We start from the raw sequence: 19,567 nt of genomic DNA, 5'->3' as shown, positions 1-19,567 counted from the left end.
CCCATTATCCACCAATCGGGATCAGGTGAACGACCTCGGCAGCGGCGGGGTGGGGGAGGGGTCCGGGACGGTGTCGGAGACGACGTCCTGGGAGATGGCGGCGGGCGCGTGGGCGAGCTGGCCACCCTCGTCCATCGCACGGGTGCCCTTGCCCCGGTCGAGGGAGATGACGTCGGCGCCCTCACCCTCGCGGACGATGGTCCGGCCCAGGGCCACGGCGGCGGCGATGAGGTCGGCGGCGCCCTCCTGGGCGAGGCGGTAGACCACCTCGCGGCCGCGGCGTTCCGAGTCGACGATGCCGGAGCGCTTGAGCACGCGCAGGTGCTGGCTGATCAGCGGCTGGGACTTCTCCAGGCTGGAGACGAGTTCGTGGACGAAGTGGTCTCGCTTGGCCAGCTTGAGGATGATGAGGACGCGCAGACGGGAATCGAGGGCGCTGATGATGCTGTCAGCTGCCTCGATGTCAGTAGTAGAAAACTGTTCCATGTCGACTCATTCCGGGCGGGTTGGTATCGGCGTCCGATCAGCAGTCATTTTATCGGTTGTGCTGGGAACATCGGAAATTGACTGCCAGGTTCCGTCAAAGTATACGGACTATGACCATAATTCTAGACGTTTGACCCCCGCCCACGGACAATAGGGCCACCCAACCGAGGGGTGGCCGCCTCATGCCCGGTGTCCTGCCGCCTGCGAGGGGCGGCTACACTCGTGATGAATCTATCCCCACCAGAGGAGTATGAAGCCCCATGGCGTCCGTCATCGATACCGTCGTCAACCTGTGCAAGCGTCGTGGTCTGGTGTACCAGGCCGGTGAGATCTACGGCGGTTCCCGGTCCGCATGGGACTACGGGCCGCTCGGCGTGGAGCTCAAGGAGAACATCAAGCGCCAGTGGTGGCGTCACATGGTCACCTCGCGCGCGGACGTCGTCGGTGTGGACACCTCCATCATCCAGCCCCGCCAGGTGTGGGTCTCCTCCGGCCATGTCGAGGTGTTCACGGACCCGCTGGTCGAGTCGCTGCACACCCACAAGCGGTACCGCGCCGACCACCTTCTCGAGGCCTACGAGGAGAAGCACGGCCACCCGCCGGCCAACGGCCTGGCCGACATCAACGACCCGGAGACCGGCCAGCCGGGCAACTGGACCGAGCCGAAGGCGTTCTCCGGTCTGCTCAAGACCTTCCTCGGCCCCGTCGACGACGAGGAGGGCCTGCACTACCTCCGCCCGGAGACGGCGCAGGGCATCTTCGTCAACTTCAAGAACGTCATGACTTCCGCGCGGATGAAGCCCCCGTTCGGCATCGCCAACATCGGCAAGTCCTTCCGCAACGAGATCACCCCCGGCAACTTCATCTTCCGCACCCGCGAGTTCGAGCAGATGGAGATGGAGTTCTTCGTCAAGCCGGGCGAGGACGAGGAATGGCACCAGAAGTGGATCGACGACCGCTACCAGTGGTACATCGACCTGGGCATCAACCCGGACAACCTGCGCCTCTACGAGCACCCGCAGGAAAAGCTGTCCCACTACTCCAAGCGCACCGTCGACGTCGAGTACGCCTACCACTTCGCCGGCTCGAAGTGGGGCGAGCTCGAGGGCGTGGCCAACCGCACCGACTACGATCTCCGTGTCCACTCCGAGGGCTCCGGCGAGGACCTGTCCTACTTCGACCAGGAGACCAACGAGCGGTGGATCCCCTACGTCATCGAGCCGGCCGCCGGTCTCGGCCGCGCCATGATGGCGTTCCTGTGTGACGCCTACCATGAGGATGAGGCGCCGAACGCCAAGGGCGGCGTCGATAAGCGTGTCGTGCTCAAGCTGGACTACCGCCTCGCCCCGGTGAAGGTCGCGGTGCTGCCGCTGTCCAAGAAGGAGCCGCTGACCGAGAAGGCGCAGGAGATCGCGGCGCAGCTGCGCGGCCTGTGGAACGTCGACTACGACACCTCCGGCGCGATCGGTCGCCGCTACCGCCGCCAGGACGAGATCGGCACCCCGTTCTGCGTCACCGTCGACTTCGACACCCTCGAGGACGGCGCCGTCACCGTCCGCGAGCGCGACACCATGGCCCAGGAGCGCATCAAGCTCGAGGACCTGCAGGACTACCTGGCCACCCGCCTCGTCGGTTGCTGAGCATGAAGTACACCAGCTGGGACCGCACCGACCGCGACGCCCCCGTCCTCCTCGCTGAGGCCGGGCCGCAGGAACTCGGCCGCTTCACCGACGAGACCGCCGCCGTCAACGGCTCCACCTGGGCACTCGCGCACCACGAGGACACCGGCGCACACGCCTCGCTTGCCGACGGCCGCGTCTTCCGCGCCGACGGCGACCTCCGCAAGGACAAGACAATCACCGTCGACCTCGCGGGGCGGACGTTCACCCTCGTCAACGAATCCAGCAACAACTGGATCATCGACGACGCCGACGGCACCAAGATCGCCCAGTTCTCCGGCGGCGACAACGGCGTCCGCACGGCGATCCTCGAGTTCGAGGACGGCGTCGCCCTCCCCGTCGAGGAGGTCGCCGCCCTGAGCTGGTTCGCCCGCCTCATCCTCGAGGCTCGGCTGACCAAGGGCAGCACGGCCCTGATCGCCACCCTGATCCTCATGTCCGTCGTCGCGATCCTGGCGTTCCTCTTCTAGCCATGGCCTGGGGGGACCGCGACGACCGGGCCGGCATCTTCGAGGAACGCTCCGACGGGCCCTGGACCTGGACCGGCAACCGACTCCTCGACCCCGCCGACCGCGTCCTCGCCTCTGTCAGCTCCGACGTCATCTACTTCGGCGCCGACCGACTGCTCATCGAGTCCGACCCCGGCCCCATCCGCTTCCGTGCCCGCGCCACCACCGGCGACGGCCGCGTCTTCACCATGGCCCAGGCCGGCTTCACCGTCGGGGTGCTGGAGGCGGACTGCGACGGCCGGTCCTACCAGCTGCGGCGGACCAGCATCTGGCGCAAGGAACGCGAGATCGTCGGCGACAACGGTGTCGTGGCCTGGATCCGGCCGCTCATCAGCGGACGGGTGGCCATGTACCCGGGCCCCGCACGTGATGACCTCCCCGTCGTCGACGCCGTCTTCCTCTCCTGGGGCTGCGTCCTCGTCGACTCGCCGGTCCGGCACCCGCGGGTGTGAGTTCGCGGCGGGTTGGCTGGGGCTGGGCAGATCCGCGATTTCGTGACCTCCATCTGGCACCAGCAGGCATCCTGCACGGCAATGACATAATTCGGCGCGAAATTGTGAGAGCGTGATCAGCCCACCAGGCGAGTGATGTCATCCCGTGTAGCCACTGACTCGCGTGCCTGTGCGATCAGGGTGTTCGCGTCGTTGAGCATTCCAGCAGAGATCCGGATCACCAGCCAACCCCTGCGGGTCAACTCCGCGGTGATCATGGCGTCCCGATCCCGCTGCGAACGGTCGAGGTGGTGCTCCCCGTCATACATGTAGGCGATGCGACGTGGCAGGTCCGCCAGGTCGATGATTGTCAGAAGTTCGGCCCCGGCATCTTTCGTTCCTGGCTCACCAATGCGGCCGTCCTTGTAGATCGGAATCTGTTGCTGAAGTTTCACCCCCAGGCTTGCGGTCCCTTGTTCGAGCACCAGCCGCAGGGCAGTCTCTTGGGGAGAGTCCGACAGGCCTGTGCTGCGATCGACGATCTGCTGCAGCCGTCGCGCTTGAAACAAGCCGAATGATCCCGCTATGACCTGGCTGCCGTTCAACCCCGTGGCCCGACGAAATCGGTCAACCAGCTGAATCATGCGGACTCTGGGCGCTGTGAGACCGGGAACACGAACGACCTCCCAGGAGTGTTCTTCATCGTGTAATGAACGTAGGCAACCTATGAGAGCCAGAAGGGGAGGCACTGTTTTCACTGTGTCATCTCCGACGTCAATCGACCAGGGCTCAACATAGGCCAACCGTCGACGCTCCCGGGGATGCAGAACGCCTGCTGGTTCGATTCTTCGACCGGAACTCAGAACGCAGGTGTCTGCATCGTCACTGAACTGGCCGAAACCGTAGAAAGCGGCGGCACTCCAGCTGGCAGCGATCACTGATGGCCGTTCCCGGGAATGAGCCAGGAACCGACTCGTGGCGGGAGCAGCATACTCGAAACTTCGGGGGTGTGAACGGGCGCCTCTGGACACGAGTCCCGCCGCTCTGAGCTGGTTCTTCAGCAGCACATGTCCAGGTGAGATCAATCGGTACCGGCTTGGATGGCGGGTGACTGCTGGCAGGTCCCGAGAGATCGGGAGTGGAATAAGGTCTGTCGGGAGAGACATTCCGTCCCAGACCGGGTGATGTCCGGGAAGCTGTCGAATCTGATTGTCGAATGGTGTTCCGTGATAGGCCATGAAGAGAGACTCCAATCCGTTTGTGAGGTGGGTGTCATACTCTTTGACCGTGATCCGAAGGCTACGGTTCCCTCTCCCGGAAAAATCACCGCACTCAGGGGTTCCAAAGATCCTGCTGGTCCCAGTCGGGAGGAAAGGCCATGTTCCGTCGAGGCGACAGAAGTGGCTGAGTGTCAGACCCGACCTGGATCCAGGGCATCTGGCCAATGGTGCTTTTCAACCTGAGATGCCAGTCGGTTCCCGCAGGGTGGCATCGGAGGAGATAAGCCAGGACAGCAACCTGGGGGTACAGGCGGTTGTGGGGACGTTCGTGATCGTGTGGACCATCGAGGAACCTTCTCGTCGGGCCGAGAAGCGGGGACAGCGTGGCATTGGAAGGAATAACAATCGCCGTCTTGAATGGTCGGTTGAACAGGCGGACCCCGTGAGCGGCTGAATTTCGGAGAGTCAGCATCGCACGAATCCATTTGACGAACTGCTTGGGGTGGCGGACCCCGAAATGCTCTGCGACCTCTCGTTTGTCCTCGGTCTTGAGATAGTTCAGCAGATGGATCAGCGAATCGAACGGTAAATGCTCCACTATCGCCCATACAGGTAAGTCGGTGCCGTACACGGATTGATGATGAACAGCGAAATCATCATTGTCATCGACGATCCGTTTCGTCTCCTTCCGGACCTTCCCCACGAAGATCTCGTGGCTTGTTCTGGTTCCGTATCTCGGGACCTTGTTGCACTGGGACCGGTCGAGGTGGGTAATCGAGAGGTGGCCCAGTTCATCGCGTCGAGCAACCGCGTGTGCCACGGCTGTCCGTAACCGGACCTCCAGGTCTTCTGTTCCCTGGAGGACCCGTGAACGGAGCCCGGCATCGAATTCCATCAGTTTCACGATGTCCGTCAACCTGGTGCCGGGGATGTGGCGCTTGGAACGAAATCTACGAGCGGAATGATCCTGCTGATCTGCGGCGAGGTGCTCCCGGAAAAGATAACGGTAGCCGGAAAGACGGTGGTAGCCGAATCTTTGGAGAATGATCGAGGCCCTGGAGTCATCGTCTATTTCAACTCCGCAGTCCCTCAAATTGAAAATGAGTTGACCATGCTCCAGAAACGGTTTCACAGGGGTCATGGGCTGATCATAAAATGAAAACCGACCCCGTGCGCGGGCGCAGAGGGGGTCGGTGGCTTGTACCCACACTCTACGCGGGGATCGGGCCTGTGGGCAACATTGGCACGCCACTTCTCGGGTTGCCGGGGTGGGCGCTCAACTCGGGACACTTACATTCCGCATCATTTGTCGGGAAATGTTGTGCCAACAGGCATGTTGCACCCGGCTGACATAATTCTGAGCGATAGTGGGAGAGGCAGCGGACCCTAGAACGACCCGCCGCGGAAGCCGCCGCCACCGCCCCCGAAGCCGCCGCCACCGAATCCACCACCGAATCCACCACCGAAGCCGCCGCCGCGACCGCCGGAGAGGATCTCGTTGATGAGCATGCCGGTGACGATGCCGCCCATGTTGGAGCCGCCGCCGCGGCCGCGGTACTGGCGGCGTTGGTAGTCGTCGACGTCGGCCTGGGCCTGCTTGGAGGCTCGTTGGGCGGCGTTGGTGGCTTTGCGGGCGGCGTCGATGGCGAGGCGGGTGTTGGAGGTGCGCTGCTGGATGGCCTGGGCGTGGAGGTGTTTGGCGTCGGCGAGGTAGGTGCGTGCCTGGGCCTTGACCACGCGGCCGCGGGAGGCGATGAGGTCCTCGGCGGCCTGGATGGTGGAGTTGGCGGAGTGGAGCTGTTGGTCGAGGAGTTGGAGTTGGCGTTCCTGGTTGGCGGTGGTGTCGCGGACGTGGTCGAGTTGTTCGTCAAGCTCGGCGTCGATGTCGGTCAGCGCGGTGTAGGTGCCGAGCGGGTCGGTGGCGGCGGTGGAGCGGGCGTGGTCGACGGCGGTGATGGCGCGGCCGACGACGTCGTCGAGGGCGTTCCAGTCGGCCTGTGCGCCCTGGGAGGTGCCGCGGCGTTTGAGGTCGGCGGCCTCGCCGATCTCGCCTTCGACTTCCTCGATGAGGGCGGTGACGCCGGCTTTGGCGGTGGTGATGTTCTCGTCGGCGTGTTCGATGCCGGCGAGGAGTCGGTCGGCCATTTCGATGGCGTGCTCGGAGTGGCGGATGGCTTCGATGAGGCCGCCTTGTTCGCCGGCGGGCTTGGACTCCAGGGCTCGGGCCTGGTCGAGGGCCTTTTCAGATTCGTCGAGGGCGCCGGAGGCGAGTTCGATGTTGTCGGTGATGGAGACGAGGACGTCGGGGGCGTAGCGATCGCGGAGCCCGTCCAGCTGGGTGGAGGCCCGGGGGAGTCGGGCGCGGACGTCGATGGTGCGTTGGGTCAGTTCGTCGAGCTTGGAGCCGGCGGTGGCCAGGAGGTTGCGCATCTCTGCGAAGGAGGCGGCTTCGGCGTCGAGGGCCTGGTCGGCCTGGCCGCAGGAGGAGATGATCTCGACGAGCATGGCGCGACGTTCGGCATCGGATTCGGGGATCGCGTCATTGAGCCGCTGCTGAATCGAGAACGCCTTCTGCAGCGTGGTCGTGGAGTGGTTCATGGCGCGGGTGAAGGAGCGGGTGCGTTCGGGCCCGAATTCGGCGATGGCGAGGTCGAGTTCCTCGCGGCCGCGGCGGATGGATTCGTCGGTGGAGACGAGTTCCTCCTGGGCGCGTTGTTCGAGGGTCTCCATGGGCAGGTCGAGCATGCGGCGGGTGTCGCCGGGTTCGATGGCGCGGGAGGATTCGAGGACGGCGGCGTCGTTCTGCTCGCGCTTGCGGCGGGTGTAGGCCCAGATGCCTCCGCCGGCGGCGAGGGCTGCTCCGGCGCCGCCGGCGAGCCAGGCGGCGGATTCGCCGGACATGTCGCCTGATCCGCCGGCTCCTTCGACGGCGGCCAGGCCGGCGCCGTACCAGTTGCTGGCCACCAGTTCGGGGTAGGCGGCGTCGTACATGGAGTCCCGTTCGGAGTTGGTCCACTGGGAGCCGCCGTCGATGCCGAACTGCCGGTCGTCGGTGGCGATGGCGACGACGGCGGTGTTGCCGCCGCCGTTGGCGTCGACGGCCTGGTCGGTCCACTGTTCGGGGCTCATGCCGCCGAAGGTGGGGAGGTAGACGACGAAGATGGATTTCTGGCCGTCGATCTTGTACTGGTTGATGGCGGCTTCGAGGTCGGCGACCTGGGAGGCGTCGAGAACCCCGGCGGCGTCGGTGACGGGGCTGGACAGCCGCCCGGGGGCGAGGGTCGCGGCCTGGGCGCTCACGGTGGTGTCGAGGGCCATCGCCAGCGGCGCGGTTCCGACGAGAGCGGCCCCGGTGATGAGGGACGCGGCAGCCAGGGTAGTCAGACGGGGTTTCATGCGCACCAGACTACCGACTGCACTGGCAGACTGTCGCCTGTGAATCCTCTTGTCCTGCTGCCGTTGGCGGTCCCGCCGGCCCGCATCCTCCTCCACGCGTATCGACGCCGCCGTTTCCCCCGTGACCACGCACAGTCACTCATCGTGCTGGGCACCGCCCAGTATGACGGGGTGCCGTCGAGGCAGTTCGCGGCGCGGCTGGACCATGCAGTGGATCTCTGGCGGCAGGGAAAGGTCGAGCACCTGTACACCGTGGGCGGGAAACTGCCCGGTGACAGGTTCACTGAGGCGGGGGTGGGGAGTGCGTACCTGGGGGAGCGGGGCGTCGATAAGCAGAGGGTTACTGCGGTGGAGGAGGGGAACGACACCCGGGGCTCCTATGCGGAGCTGCTCCGGCGGCATCCGGAGCTCGGGGTGACCCTGGTGGTGACGGACCCGAACCATGCGTTGCGGGCCGAGCAGCTGGCGCGGCAGGCCGGGATGGACGCGTACGCGTCGCCGACGCCGACGTGCCCGGTGAGGTTTCCGCGGAAGGCGTGGTGGAACACGTTGCTGCATGAGGTCGGTGGGCTGGTCGTCGTCGATGTGTCCCGCCTGTTGGGGCGGGGGAGCGCGGATAAGGTGGAGACGATGTTGCGTCGGCTGCAGGGGTGGATGAGGCCGTCGAGACGCGCCCGACACGAGCAGCTGGAGAAGGAACACTGATGTACGACTACACCGCCGCCGACACCGAGCGCAGGTTCGACGAGGCACCCAAGGGCAGCGAGTTCGAGCGCTCCACCCCGGACCACCGGGGCGATTTCGGCCGCGACCGGGCCCGAGTGCTGCACTCCGCGGCACTGCGGCGGCTGGCCGACAAGACCCAGGTCGTCGGCCCCCGCGACGGCGACACGCCCCGCACGCGCCTGACGCACTCGCTCGAGGTCGCCCAGATCGCCCGCGGCATCGGCTCCGGCCTGGGCCTCGACCCCGACCTCTGCGAGATGGCCGGCCTGACCCACGACATCGGTCACCCGCCCTACGGGCACAACGGCGAGGTCGCGCTCAATGAGGTGGCCACCGACTGCGGCGGCTTCGAGGGCAACGCGCAGACCCTACGCATCCTCACGCGTCTCGAGCCCAAGATCCTTTCCGAGGACGGGACGAGCTTCGGCCTCAACCTCACCCGCGCCGCCCTCGACGCCGCCTGCAAGTACCCGCGCACCCGCACCAACGCGGACGGCACCGTCAACCGCAAGTACGGCTGCTACGACGAGGACGCGGCGATCCTGGCCTGGCTGCGCGAGGGCCACCGCGATGAGCGCCCCGCCATGGAGGCGCAGGCCATGGACTGGGCCGACGACATCGCCTACTCCGTCCACGACGTCGAGGACGGCATCGTCTCCGGCCGCATCACCCTCAAAGTGCTCTGGGACCTCGTCGAACTCGCCGCCCTCGCCGAAAAAGGTGCGCGCGCCTTCGGCGGCACCCCCGAAGAACTTATCGACGCCGCCGACTCCCTCCGCCAGCTCCCCGTCGTCGCCGCAGCCGCCGACTTCGACCACTCGTTACGCGGCTACGCCGGCCTGAAGAAACTGACCTCCGAGCTCGTCGGCCGCTACGTCGGCGCCACCGTCCAGGCCACCCAGGCAGCGGCGGCCGGGGAGTTGGGCCGCTACCACGGTGAGCTGGTCGTCCCGCCGCAGGCGCTCGCTGAGGTCACCCTGCTGAAAACCATCGCCGTCCTCTACGTCATGGACGCCCCCGCCCACATGGCCCGCCAGGACCGGCAGCGCGAACGCATCTTCCGCGTCTTCGACTACCTCACCGCCGGCGGGGCAGGCGCCATGGACCGGATGTACGCCCAGTGGTTCCAGGAGGCCGACACCGACGGCGCACGCCAGCGCGTGATCATCGACCAGATCGCCTCCATGACCGAGTCCCGCCTCGAACGGCTGGCCCGGAAGTCGGCTGACCTGGCTTCGTTCATGGGGTAGGGGTGGCGGGTCCCCTGGAATTCGGGATCAGTCCGTCGGGAGGGCGGCGATTTCCGGCTCGGGACTCGGGATCAGTACTCCTCCCGACAGGTTGATCCCGAACCTGGAGCAGGGGCCACGCCCGCCAAACCACCAACACGTGCACGCATACGCACCCATCCACTACGATCAGGGTCATGATCGCCCACTCCGGAATCGCAGCTATCGTCACCTGTTCTCGGCGCAGGTCGTCGCTCTGGTGGGCACGGGCCTGCTGACGATCGCGCTCGGCCTGCTGGCGTTCGACATCGCGGGCGGCAGCGCGGGTCGGATCCTGGCGAACGTGTTGACCATCAAGATCCTCATCTACGTCATCGCCTCGCCCATCATTACCGCGCTGGCCGCGTACTGGCGGGTCACGCCGGTGCTGGTCGGCGCGGACCTCGTCCGGGCGGCCGTGGCGCTGACGTTGCCGTTCATCGGCGCGGAGTGGCAGCTCTATGTCGCGATCGCCGTCCTGCAGGGGGCCTCGGCCACGTTCACGCCGACGTTCCAGGCGGTGATCCCGCGGATCCTGCCCGATGAGGAGGAGTACACGCAGGCGCTGTCGATGTCGCGGCTGGCGTATGACCTGGAGCAGATCGCCAGCCCGGTGATCGCGGCGGCGCTGCTCACGGTGGTCAGTTATACCAATCTCTTCCTGGGCACGGTCGCGGGTTTCCTCGCCTCGGCGGCACTCGTGGTCACGGCGACGCTGCCGGGCGCCCGCCCCCGGCCGGCCACCGACCGCACCGGCATCATCGACCGGACGCTGCGCGGCATCCGCCTCATGGTCACGCACCCGCGCCTGCGCGCCCTGTTGTGGATCAACCTCGCGGTGGCCGCACCGATGGCGATGATCATGGTGAACTCGGTGGTCATCGTCCGCGCGGAGCTCGGCCTCGGCGAATCGGCACTCGCGTGGGTACTGGCGATCTTCGGCCTCGGTTCCATGGCCGTCGCCCTGGCGCTGCCCCGCGTCCTCACGCTTATCGACGACCGCCCCGTCATCCTCGGCGGCGCCCTCCTCGCCGCGGTGGTCCTGGTCCTCCTGCTCATCGACCCGTCCCCGGCCTTCGCCATTCTGGCGATCGCGTGGCTCGCCCTCGGCGTCGGGCTCTCGGCGATGCAGACCCCGATCGGCCGGATCATCCGGGCCAGTGCCGGGGAGGATGACCTGGGCTATGTGTTCGCCGCCCAGTTCTCGCTGAGCCACGCCTGTTACCTGCTCACCTATCCCATCGCCGGCTGGCTGGGCGATGCCGCAGGGCTCCAGGCGGCGACGGCGGCCCTGGCGGTGCTGGCGGTCATCGGCACCGGAATGGCGGCGGCAACGTGGCCCCGGGTTAAGGTCAGCGCATGAGCCTGGAGCACCGACTGGAACCGGACGCCGACCTGCTGACCCTGGCGTCCGAGACCCTCAAGCTGCTCGCGGAGCCGACGCGGCTCCATCTGATGTGGCAGCTCGATAAGAAGGAGCACAACGTCGGCGAGCTCGTGGAGGCCACGGGTGCCAGCCGGACGGTGGTGAGTCAGCACCTGGCCAAACTGCGGCTCGGCGGGCTGGTGGCCACGCGGAAGGACGGCCGGCACGTCTATTACCGGATCGCCGACGGGCACGCGGGACGGCTGGTCACCGAGGCGCTCAGCCGGGCGGATCACGAGCGCACCGGGGCGCCGACGCACGACTGAAACCCCGCCACCGAGGGTGACGGGGTTGAAGAAACGAAGCTAGAAGCTGGAGCGCTGGAAGGCGCTGGAGAGCTCCTCGAGTGCGGCAGAGCTGGAGGGGGCGACCGGCTCCGGGGTCTTCTCCTCGACGAAGTTGATGGTGAAGTAGGAGCTGTTCCAGTTCGAGGTGCGGATGTGGACGAGGTAATCGCCGTAGTCCATGATCTCGCCGGTCTGTTCCTCGGGCGCGTCGGGGGCGGTGATGGTGAGGGTGGGCAGACCCTCCTCGTTCACGCCATCGTCGACATTCCACTTGGTGGTGCTCACACCTGGGGAGAGTTCGACGTAGGCGTTGCGGATCTCCACGCCCTCGGCCACCCGATCGGCGGTCAGGGTGATGGTCTCGCCGGGGGGAACTCGGTGCCGTCGCTGGACTGGAAAGACATGTCCTTCAGGCCCTCCTGGATCTCCTCGTCGGTGACCGGCTCGGTGCCGGGCTCCTGGGCGAGGACCTGCGGGGCGGTGATGGTGCCCAGGGAGAGGGCGATGGCGGCGATGCCGGCGGCGAACTTACGGGTAGTCATGGGTACTTCCTTCAAACTGTCAGGGCTGCGTGCACGCCCCAACGTAGCAATACTTATGCCCGGAAGGTAGAGCTGAAGCGGGCCCGGTATTCGGTGGGGGTGACGTGGAGGCGGCGTTCGAAGGCGCGGCGGAGGGTTTCGTCGCTGCCGAAGCCGGAGTTGCGGGCGGCAGCGGTGATGGTGTGGCCGTCGAGGATGAGTTGCTGGGCGGTGGACAGGCGGAACTGTTCGAGCCACTGGGCGGGGGTGGTGCCCAGTTCGTCGCGGAAGAGGCGGCCGAGGTGGCGGCTGCTCACGGCGGCGGATTCGGCCAGGGAGGTGACGGTGTGGGCGCCGGTGGGGTCGGCGTGGACGGATTCGACGACGGAGCGGAGGATGGGGTGGTCGACGACGGTGGAGGCGGCGTCGGCGAACTGGGACTGGCCGCCGGGGCGGTGCATGAACACGACCATGTCCTGGGCGATGTGGCGGGCCTCGGCGGCGCCATGGTCCTCCTCGACCAGGGAGAGGGCCAGGTCGATGCCGGCGGTGATTCCGGCGGAGGTGAGGTATTTGCCGTCGTGGACGTGGAGGGTGTCGGCCTCGACGCGGACGCGTGGGTAGCGGCGGGCGAGGTCGCGGGCGTTGCGCCAGTGGGTGGTGGCTCGGCGGCCGTCGAGAAGCCCGAGTTCGGCGAGGAGGAAGGCGCCGGTGCAGATGCTGGCGACGCGGCGTGCGCCCGTCGCCAATGTGGAGCACGCATGGAGGAGGGCGGGGTCCCAGCCGTCGGGGAGGGCGTCGGCACCCGTGATGATCACGGTGTCCAGGCCGGAGGACACCGGGGGGACGCAGCCGGTGACCTGGAGTCCGTTGCCGGCGGTGACGGTGCCGCCGGTGGGGGAGAAGAGGGTGATCTCGTAGCCGGGGGCGCGGCTGAGGACTTCTGCGGGGCCGGAGAGGTCGAGCAGCGTCATGCCGTCGAAGACGAGGATGCCGACCCGTGTCATGTCGGAATCCGTGGGAAAGGTGGCCGATAGGACATGGCCCGAGAGTAGCCATCGCGGCGAGACTGGAACAGTCCCCGAACCTCACACACCAAGGAGCATCATCATGGCGGAGAAGATCGCGGGTATCACCATCCCCGATTCGACCCTGGCGAAGGAGGCGACGGAGCTCGTGCGCGACGTGGCCACCCCGCTGGTGTACAACCACTCCCGTCGCGTCTACATCTTCGGCGCCCTGCGCGGCGAGCGCGACGGCCTGAGCTACGACCCGGAGCTGCTCTACATCGGCGCGATGTTCCACGACCTCGGCCTGACGGAGAAGTACCGTCGCGATGACCAGCGCTTCGAGATCGACGGCGCCGACGAGGCCCGGAAGTTCCTCAAGAGCCACGACTTCGGCGATGACGCCGCGGACACCGTGTGGGCGGCCATCGCCCTGCACACCACCCCGGAGATCCCGCTGCACATGGGCCCGGAGATCGCCCTGGTCACCCGCGGCGTCGAGCTGGACGTCATGGGCATGGGCTATGACACCCTCAGCGATGAGGAGCGCGAGGCGATCGTCGCCGCGCACCCGCGCCCGGACTTCAAGAACGGCATCCTCGAGGCCTTCACCGACGGCCTCAAGCACCGCCCGGACACCACCTTCGGCAACGTCAAGGCCGATGTCCTGCAGCACTTCCTGCCCGGGTACCAGCGCGATGACTTCGTCGAGTTCGTCCACCACGGCGATGTGGTCGGCATGTCCGGCTTCACCGGCGCGGCCTACCCCAAGGAGCTGCCGACGGCGATCGCGACCAAGGCCCGCGAGGCTCACGAGCGTGGCGACGAGTTCGCCATCGACCTGCTCACCGGTGCCTCCACCGCCCCGGACTGCGACGGCGTCCTCGCCGAGGCCGAGGCCATCCGCTACCGCATGCCCTACCAGTCCGACCCGGCCATGCGTGCCGCCATCAACGCCGGCACCATGAAGTACCAGGATCTTCACCTGTCCCACTCCGGGCAGCAGGTGGAGCAGGGCTTCTTCGGGGAGCGTATCGACGTCGCCGTGGTCGAGGTCACCCGCATCACCGAGGAGGGCAACCTCATCCCCTCGTCCGGCGTGGGCAACAACGTCGAGTACCTCGACGCCGCCGAGCGCATCATCATCGAGGTCAACTCCTGGCAGTCCCTCAACCTGGAGGGCATGGCCGATGTCTACCGCGTCGCCCCGCTGCCCAACCGCGGCCCGATCCCCATCATCAACGTCGGCGACCGCATCGGCACCCCGCACATCACCATCGACATCGACAAGGTCGTCGCCGTGGTGGAGACCGATTCTCCGGACCGGAACTCGCCGTTCAAGCCCTTCGACGAGACCTCCCGCCAGATCGCCGGCTACTTCCTCGACTTCCTCGAGGGCGAGGTGCAGGCCGGCCGCCTGACCTACGACGGCTACATCATGCAGTCGGGCGTGGGCAACGTGCCCAGCGCGGTGATGGCGGGCCTGCTGGACTCCAAGTTCGAGAACATCCAGGCCTACACCGAGGTCGTGCAGGACGGCATGCTCGACCTCATCGACGCCGGCAAGATGACCGTCGCCTCCGCCACCTCCTTCGCCCTGTCCCCGCAGTACGCGGAGAAGATGAACCGGGAGGCCGCCCGTTACCGCAGGCACCTGGTCACCCGTCCGCTGCAGATCTCCAACTCCCCGGAGGTCATCCGCCGCATGGGGCTGATCTCCTCCAACGGCATGATCGAGGCGGACATCTACGGCAACGTCAACTTCACGCACGTGGCCGGCACCCGCATCATGAACGGCATCGGCGGCTCCGGTGACTTCACCCGCAACGCCTTCGCCTCGACGTTCATCTCCCCGGCGAGCGCCAAGGACGGCGCGATCTCCGCGATCGTGCCCTTCGCTTCCCACATCGACCACACCGAGCATGACGCCATGGTCGTCATCACCGAGTACGGTGTCGCCGACCTGCGTGGCCTGGCTCCGCGCGACCGGGCGCCCAAGTTGATCGAGATCGCCCACCCGGACTACCGTCCGCTGCTCGAGGAGTACGTCGAGCGGGCGAACCGCAACGCCCACCTGCACACCCCGCACGACCTGGCCACCGCGTTCGACTTCCACGTCAACCTGGCCGAGAAGGGCTCGATGGAATAGGCGCCGAAATAGGCCCCGAACAACGACGCGGCACCGGATCTCTCCGGTGCCGCGTTGCTGCATCTTCAGGGGGTCAGCTCACCTGCGGGTGCTGCCCGCTCATCGTCCCGAGCTTCTCGACGCCGCGCCCTGCCCGCAGCACCGTCGCCTCATCGAAGACGGACCCGATGATCTGCACGCCGACGGGCAGGCCGTCGACCAGCCCGGCCGGCACCGTCATCGACGGGTGCCCGGTGAGGTTGGTGGGCACGCAGAAGCGGGTGAACTGCGACCGCAGCGGCAGGGTCTCGCCGTTCAGTTCCACCAGCTCGGTGCCCACGTCCGGGGTCATCACCGGCATGGTCGGGGTGAGGATGACGTCCACCTCCGCCAGGGCGTGAGTGAACTCCTCCTTGAGCTGCCGGCGGACCTGCTGCGCCTGCAGGTACTCCACCGCGCTGATGAGCTCCCCGATCCGCAGCTGGGCGCGGACGTCCTGGCCGATGTCGTCGGGGCGGGCCACCAGGTTCTCGTGGTGGACGGCGCTCGCCTCCGCGAGGATGGTCATGTAGCACGCCCACTGCGCGTGCGCCAGCACCGGGATGGACACGGGCCTGAGGACGGCACCACGCTCGACGAGCTGGTCGATGACCCCGCGCACCACCTCCTCGATCCGGCTGTCCACGTCACGGAAGAAGTAGTCCTCCTCGATGCCGATGACCAGGCCGTCGACGTCCCGGTCCAGCAGCGCGCTGAAGTCCGGGACGGCGACGTTGACGCTCGCCGGGTCACGGTGGTCGAAGCCCGCGATGGCCTGCAGCGTCGCCGCCGCGTCTGTCACGTCCTTGACCATCGGGCCGACGTGCCCGATCGTCCACGCCAGCGGGAAATCCCCGAAGGTGGACACCCGGCCGTAGGTGGCCTTGAGCCCCACCCCGCCGCACACGGAGGAGGGCACGCGGATGGACCCGGCGGCGTCCGCCCCGATGGTCAGGAAATTCATGTTCGCCGCCGGCGCGACGCCACTGCCGCCGCTCGACCCGCCGGCCAGCTTCTCCGGGTTCCACGGGTTGCGCGTCACCCCGAACCACGGGTTGTCATTGGTCAGCCCCCACGCGTACTCGTGCATGTTGAGCTTGCCCACGATGACGGCACCGGCCGCCCGGAGCTTCTCGACGACCGCCGCATCATGCGGCGGGCGGAACTCACCGTGGATCTTCGACCCGAGCGTGGTCACCTCGTCCTTGACGAACACGCTGTCCTTCAGTGCCACCGGCACCCCGTACAGCGGCCCGCGGGAACGCCCGGCCTTCAGTTCCTCCTCCGCCTGCGCGGCCTCGGCGAGGGCCTGGTCATCGCAGAAGCTGATGTAGGCGTTGAGCGCCGGGTTGAGGTCGTGGGCGTGTTCGAGGGTCAGCTGAGTCACCTCGACGGGGGAGAGGTGCCCCCGGGCCATGAGGGTGCCGACCTCCACGCCGGTCATCGTGAGAATCTCACTGCTCAACGTGATCACCCCCGGGGATGCAGCGCAGTGCGATGTCCGCGTCCGCCAGCGCGATGCCGGCAAGCGTGCCGCGCTGGCGCTGCAACGCCTGCCACTTCGCGGCCAGGGACTCGAGCTCAGTGTCAGTGGGGTGGATGTTCTTGGACCGGAGTACTTCTTCGACGTACCGGGACATGGGGCCTCCAGGATTCTCGCTGTGTGGTTACCAGTTCTGTGCCTTGGATGTGGTGAAGCGAGGATTCAACCGGATCACGTCCGGATCTGGGGGAGGGGTGTCCAATATGTACGGGTTTTCATGGTTTTAGGAAGGGCGGAAAGGAAAAACCAGCGGCCGACTGTGATTTCGGAAGGGAACGTGGCAGTGAAAAGCGAAATAAGTGGAGTATTGTTTGAATGCGCCACAGGTATATTACACTTCGACGATCGATCCAATCTTATTCTTAACTTCGTGGTAAAGATCAACGCTCAATTTTGGAGCGTCGATACTGACAACTAAGGAATAATCCACACCTTTGCTACTTTGGTCCATTCCTTTCCGGAACTTCCACCACCCAGATACCGGGTAAACAGCAATGAACTCCTTTCTTGCGAGATCAGATGCAGACCCAGTCCAGATATCGGTGTGAAGTGAACCCGGAGATTGCTGCTGTCTGGGGCCGAAGAGCCAACCGCCATCCGTTTCGCCGCTCGAAAATGTACCGTTACTTCGTTCACGTTTGTTAATACGTCTACGAAAATCATCTACGCTCTCTTCGGGCCGCCTGACCGCAAAACGGAGACCATGGGACTGGTAGGAGTAACGCTTAACCCAGCCACGCCGGGATGGGTTAGGTTCTACAAAATAGGACAATGTAACGCGCATTGAGACATCGTCAGATAAACCCTCCAGCACCTCGGAGGGCCAAGGCAGCGCGTGGAGATTCATCTCCCTGGTCCTAGAACTCGAAGAGCCCTCAGGAGTTTCGAATGGTTTAATTGTGGATTCTGACACCAAAGTTAGAGAGTTAGCTGCGCTGTAAAGTGCCCTCTCCAGACTGGGCACGCCCATGCCATAGCGGCGAAGTAGATTGCTTAAATTTTCCTTACTTTTCTTTGGGTCAAAATGAGCCTTCATGGCGTCCGTCCAACGAGCGGAATGAACTACAAGAGCCCTAATGGTCTCAGGTGAGAAATCTGGATACTTCGCTGATATACTGGCGGCGATTGCAGCGACTTGCGCGGCCGCAGCTGAGGTGTCGCGTGTTTCAACAAATTGACCCTGACCGGGGCGATGGAGCCGAGTGGTAACAATGGCCAAATTTGGAGGAGAATCAATCGTGGTCTCACCCGGGTCACGAGCGTAGTTCCCACCGTCAGCCACCACCTCGGGTTTGAATGGCCAGCGTTTGCGATCGAAAGATACCGAGGTACGACTTGCAGGTGACAACTCCCCGCGTTCGGCAACGGGAACGTATCCGGCAAAAATGGGATCAGCTTCTTTCATTTCGTCTTTTGCCGAGTAAGCGCCCACCGTGATTGCATTCCAAGCTTGCGACGGATCCTCGACTGACTCGGCGTCGCATCGATCCAGGTAATTATCTTTAGGGCGCAAGTCTCGAATATTTCCAGCAGAAATGACAAACAGACGAGAACGGGAACGTTCTTCTCTGTCTAGGTAGGTGAACTCGCCAGAGAGAGTATCGATAGATCGCCCAAAAGCAAGAGCATCTACGCTGGCAGACCATGAGGTAGGAGCACCCGATTCGGAATTCTCGAGATTTGCATCATCAGAGCCGAGACCAGGATGCTGTGCGGTGACCGCGAGCATGAAAACACGCCGCTTGTCGGCTGATTGGATCTCAGTCAGATCGACTCCCTGGGCAGTGATAGCTCCGTAAAGGTCGGGCCTATTCGTCCCCTTGTCCGGCAAGATCTTGACCGACTCTAGGCGATGGAGGAGTTCGATTGGATGAGTGGCCAAAAGGGCACTCTCTAGATCGTTATATAACGCTAAACCCGCCATCTCGGTCCCGTGGTCGTGTATCACGGGATCGTGGTGGCCGATAGACTCAGGAGCGAAGAGATCGTGAGGATTAATGGAATGTGACAACAAAGGATGCGTTCTTTGAACTCCACGATCAAGAATGCATACCGCTGGCGCGTCCTCGCTTGCCGGCACTGTTCTCGTTCCTAGTTCTTTCGCGTATTCCTGCTGGTCGGAGGGAGAGGAAACTGGAATGGCGCTAACGACCTGACGGGGGCGTCGAAGTTCAGCGATGTCGTCAATGGATTTAAAACACTTCGAAAGTTGGTCCACGCTGGCGCAGATTAGGGTGATAATTCGGTCGTCGAAGCCCAAATAGGTATCGCTAGTCCGCAACCCGTGCGCCTCTACAAAACTGTCAAACTTTAACTTTTCACTACCGTCATTAGAGCGAAGCCATACTTCCCACCAGACTTGCTTTGAGGAATCAGATGGGAAATGCTCCATTGGATCAGTCCACAGTTCTTGAACTGTAGCTTTGCGAATTGAATCGATAGCGTGTAGTAGTTTTTTGTTTCTAGGGTTATCATCGTCGACGGTCGAAAGGTATGATTCAACTTTATCCAGAAAGAACTGCTTCTTTCCGCTGGGTATGTGGACAGTTACTCTGAGAACCTTAGAATTACCATTCCAGACTTCGCGAACCGCCACAATCTGAGGTTGTTCTCCGCTTGCAGAACTTTCGAGGCTTTCGAAATTAATCTCTACGTCGGGGTAGGTCACAAATGTAATGAGAGTACCCGTACTAGAATCGTCTTCGTCTGCGTCGATATCATCGTGCGCCCAAGCGGCATTATATTGGTTCTTGAGCTTATTTCCGTGGTCTTTGTGGTCAGTTACAAAATCCCGATTGGTGCGTTCTCTGCCGCTGAATACGGAAGTAAAAGGTTCAGCCTGAGGCTTCATCGGGACCACGATATGTGGCAGGGTGTAGTTCGGTTCCATTTGTTCTTTTC

The 19,567-nt window shown here is 64.6% G+C and carries 18 protein-coding genes and 1 pseudogene; 9 read left to right on the top strand and 10 right to left on the bottom strand.

Annotated elements, in window-relative coordinates; genetic code table 11:
* Positions 1-21 precede the first annotated feature (21 nt).
* Positions 22-486 (bottom strand): ArsR/SmtB family transcription factor, encoded by a 465-nt coding sequence (locus QP029_RS13905; protein ID WP_284874830.1) that lies wholly within the window; start codon positions 484-486, stop codon positions 22-24.
* A 260-nt stretch (positions 487-746) separates the two neighbouring features.
* Here QP029_RS13905 and QP029_RS13900 point away from each other — a divergent pair, with 260 nt between their 5' ends.
* From QP029_RS13900 to QP029_RS13890, 3 genes are read left to right on the top strand one after another with little or no spacing between them, the layout of a single operon-like run.
* The gene (locus QP029_RS13900) at positions 747-2,126 is read left to right on the top strand and encodes a glycine--tRNA ligase (RefSeq protein WP_284874829.1); all 1,380 of its coding nucleotides are present in this window, start codon (positions 747-749) and stop codon (positions 2,124-2,126) included.
* A gap of 2 nt (positions 2,127-2,128) precedes the next feature.
* Positions 2,129-2,635, top strand: a complete 507-nt coding sequence (locus tag QP029_RS13895) for a hypothetical protein (RefSeq protein ID WP_284874828.1) — start codon at positions 2,129-2,131, stop codon at positions 2,633-2,635.
* 2 nt (positions 2,636-2,637) lie between these two features.
* Complete coding sequence (locus tag QP029_RS13890) at positions 2,638-3,126, top strand: hypothetical protein (protein WP_284874827.1); 489 nt, start codon at positions 2,638-2,640, stop codon at positions 3,124-3,126.
* A 116-nt stretch (positions 3,127-3,242) separates the two neighbouring features.
* On the opposite strand, the gene QP029_RS13885 is transcribed toward QP029_RS13890, so the two are convergent.
* From QP029_RS13885 to QP029_RS13875, 3 genes are all read right to left on the bottom strand, one after another.
* Positions 3,243-3,749, bottom strand: coding sequence for a PDDEXK family nuclease (locus QP029_RS13885; RefSeq protein WP_284874826.1), 507 nt, complete (start codon positions 3,747-3,749; stop codon positions 3,243-3,245).
* Between the two features lie 688 nt (positions 3,750-4,437).
* Complete coding sequence (locus QP029_RS13880) at positions 4,438-5,466, bottom strand: Abi family protein (protein ID WP_284874825.1); 1,029 nt, start codon at positions 5,464-5,466, stop codon at positions 4,438-4,440.
* 245 nt (positions 5,467-5,711) lie between these two features.
* Positions 5,712-7,721 carry a TPM domain-containing protein gene (locus tag QP029_RS13875; protein ID WP_284874824.1) on the bottom strand — a complete coding sequence of 670 codons (2,010 nt, stop codon included), beginning with the start codon at positions 7,719-7,721 and terminating at the stop codon, positions 5,712-5,714.
* A gap of 63 nt (positions 7,722-7,784) precedes the next feature.
* Between QP029_RS13875 and QP029_RS13870 the strand changes: the two genes are divergently transcribed.
* From QP029_RS13870 to QP029_RS13855, 4 genes are all read left to right on the top strand, one after another.
* Positions 7,785-8,426 carry a YdcF family protein gene (locus QP029_RS13870; protein WP_432418736.1) on the top strand — a complete coding sequence of 214 codons (642 nt, stop codon included), beginning with the start codon at positions 7,785-7,787 and terminating at the stop codon, positions 8,424-8,426.
* Entirely contained in the window at positions 8,426-9,697 is a 1,272-nt protein-coding gene (locus QP029_RS13865) for a deoxyguanosinetriphosphate triphosphohydrolase (protein WP_284874822.1), read from the top strand. Before QP029_RS13870 ends, QP029_RS13865 begins: the two co-directional genes overlap by 1 nt.
* Before the next feature lie 238 nt (positions 9,698-9,935).
* Positions 9,936-11,078 carry an MFS transporter gene (locus QP029_RS13860; RefSeq protein WP_284874821.1) on the top strand — a complete coding sequence of 381 codons (1,143 nt, stop codon included), beginning with the start codon at positions 9,936-9,938 and terminating at the stop codon, positions 11,076-11,078.
* Entirely contained in the window at positions 11,075-11,407 is a 333-nt protein-coding gene (locus QP029_RS13855) for an ArsR/SmtB family transcription factor (protein ID WP_284874820.1), read from the top strand. The genes QP029_RS13860 and QP029_RS13855 overlap by 4 nt, the downstream gene beginning before the upstream one ends.
* A gap of 39 nt (positions 11,408-11,446) precedes the next feature.
* Here the strand turns inward: QP029_RS13855 and QP029_RS13850 are convergent, their stop codons facing one another.
* The 3 genes from QP029_RS13850 to QP029_RS13840 are packed head-to-tail and all read right to left on the bottom strand — an operon-like array spanning position 11,447 to position 12,956.
* A complete protein-coding gene (locus QP029_RS13850; RefSeq protein WP_284874819.1) occupies positions 11,447-11,752 on the bottom strand; it encodes a hypothetical protein in 306 nt (101 codons plus the stop codon).
* Between the two features lie 23 nt (positions 11,753-11,775).
* A complete protein-coding gene (locus QP029_RS13845) occupies positions 11,776-11,970 on the bottom strand; it encodes a hypothetical protein (RefSeq protein ID WP_284874818.1) in 195 nt (64 codons plus the stop codon).
* Positions 11,971-12,023: 53 nt separating this feature from the next.
* The gene (locus QP029_RS13840; RefSeq protein WP_284874817.1) at positions 12,024-12,956 is read right to left on the bottom strand and encodes a GlxA family transcriptional regulator; all 933 of its coding nucleotides are present in this window, start codon (positions 12,954-12,956) and stop codon (positions 12,024-12,026) included.
* Between QP029_RS13840 and QP029_RS13835 the strand changes: the two are divergent.
* Positions 12,922-13,350 (top strand): annotated as a pseudogene (locus tag QP029_RS13835) (HD domain-containing protein); the annotation flags it as partial. The gene QP029_RS13840 and the pseudogene QP029_RS13835 sit on opposite strands and share 35 nt — an antisense overlap.
* 345 nt (positions 13,351-13,695) lie before the next feature.
* A complete protein-coding gene (scpC, locus tag QP029_RS13830; protein ID WP_284876267.1) occupies positions 13,696-15,105 on the top strand; it encodes a succinyl-CoA:acetate CoA-transferase ScpC in 1,410 nt (469 codons plus the stop codon).
* Positions 15,106-15,178: 73 nt separating this feature from the next.
* Here the strand turns inward: scpC and QP029_RS13825 are convergent, their stop codons facing one another.
* From QP029_RS13825 to QP029_RS13815, 3 genes are all read right to left on the bottom strand, one after another.
* The gene (locus tag QP029_RS13825; RefSeq protein ID WP_284874816.1) at positions 15,179-16,588 is read right to left on the bottom strand and encodes an amidase; all 1,410 of its coding nucleotides are present in this window, start codon (positions 16,586-16,588) and stop codon (positions 15,179-15,181) included.
* Positions 16,578-16,763, bottom strand: coding sequence for a hypothetical protein (locus QP029_RS13820; protein ID WP_284874815.1), 186 nt, complete (start codon positions 16,761-16,763; stop codon positions 16,578-16,580). Before QP029_RS13820 ends, QP029_RS13825 begins: the two co-directional genes overlap by 11 nt.
* A 234-nt stretch (positions 16,764-16,997) precedes the next feature.
* Positions 16,998-19,556, bottom strand: a complete 2,559-nt coding sequence (locus QP029_RS13815; RefSeq protein ID WP_284874814.1) for a S8 family peptidase — start codon at positions 19,554-19,556, stop codon at positions 16,998-17,000.
* Between the last annotated feature and the right edge of the window lie 11 nt (positions 19,557-19,567).

Origin of the sequence: Corynebacterium suedekumii (assembly GCF_030252185.1) — a bacterium.
Taxonomy (GTDB): Bacteria; Actinomycetota; Actinomycetes; order Mycobacteriales; family Mycobacteriaceae; genus Corynebacterium; species Corynebacterium suedekumii.
The sequence above is the reverse complement of the archived record's forward strand: the minus strand, read 5'-3'. Positions and strand labels throughout refer to the sequence as shown.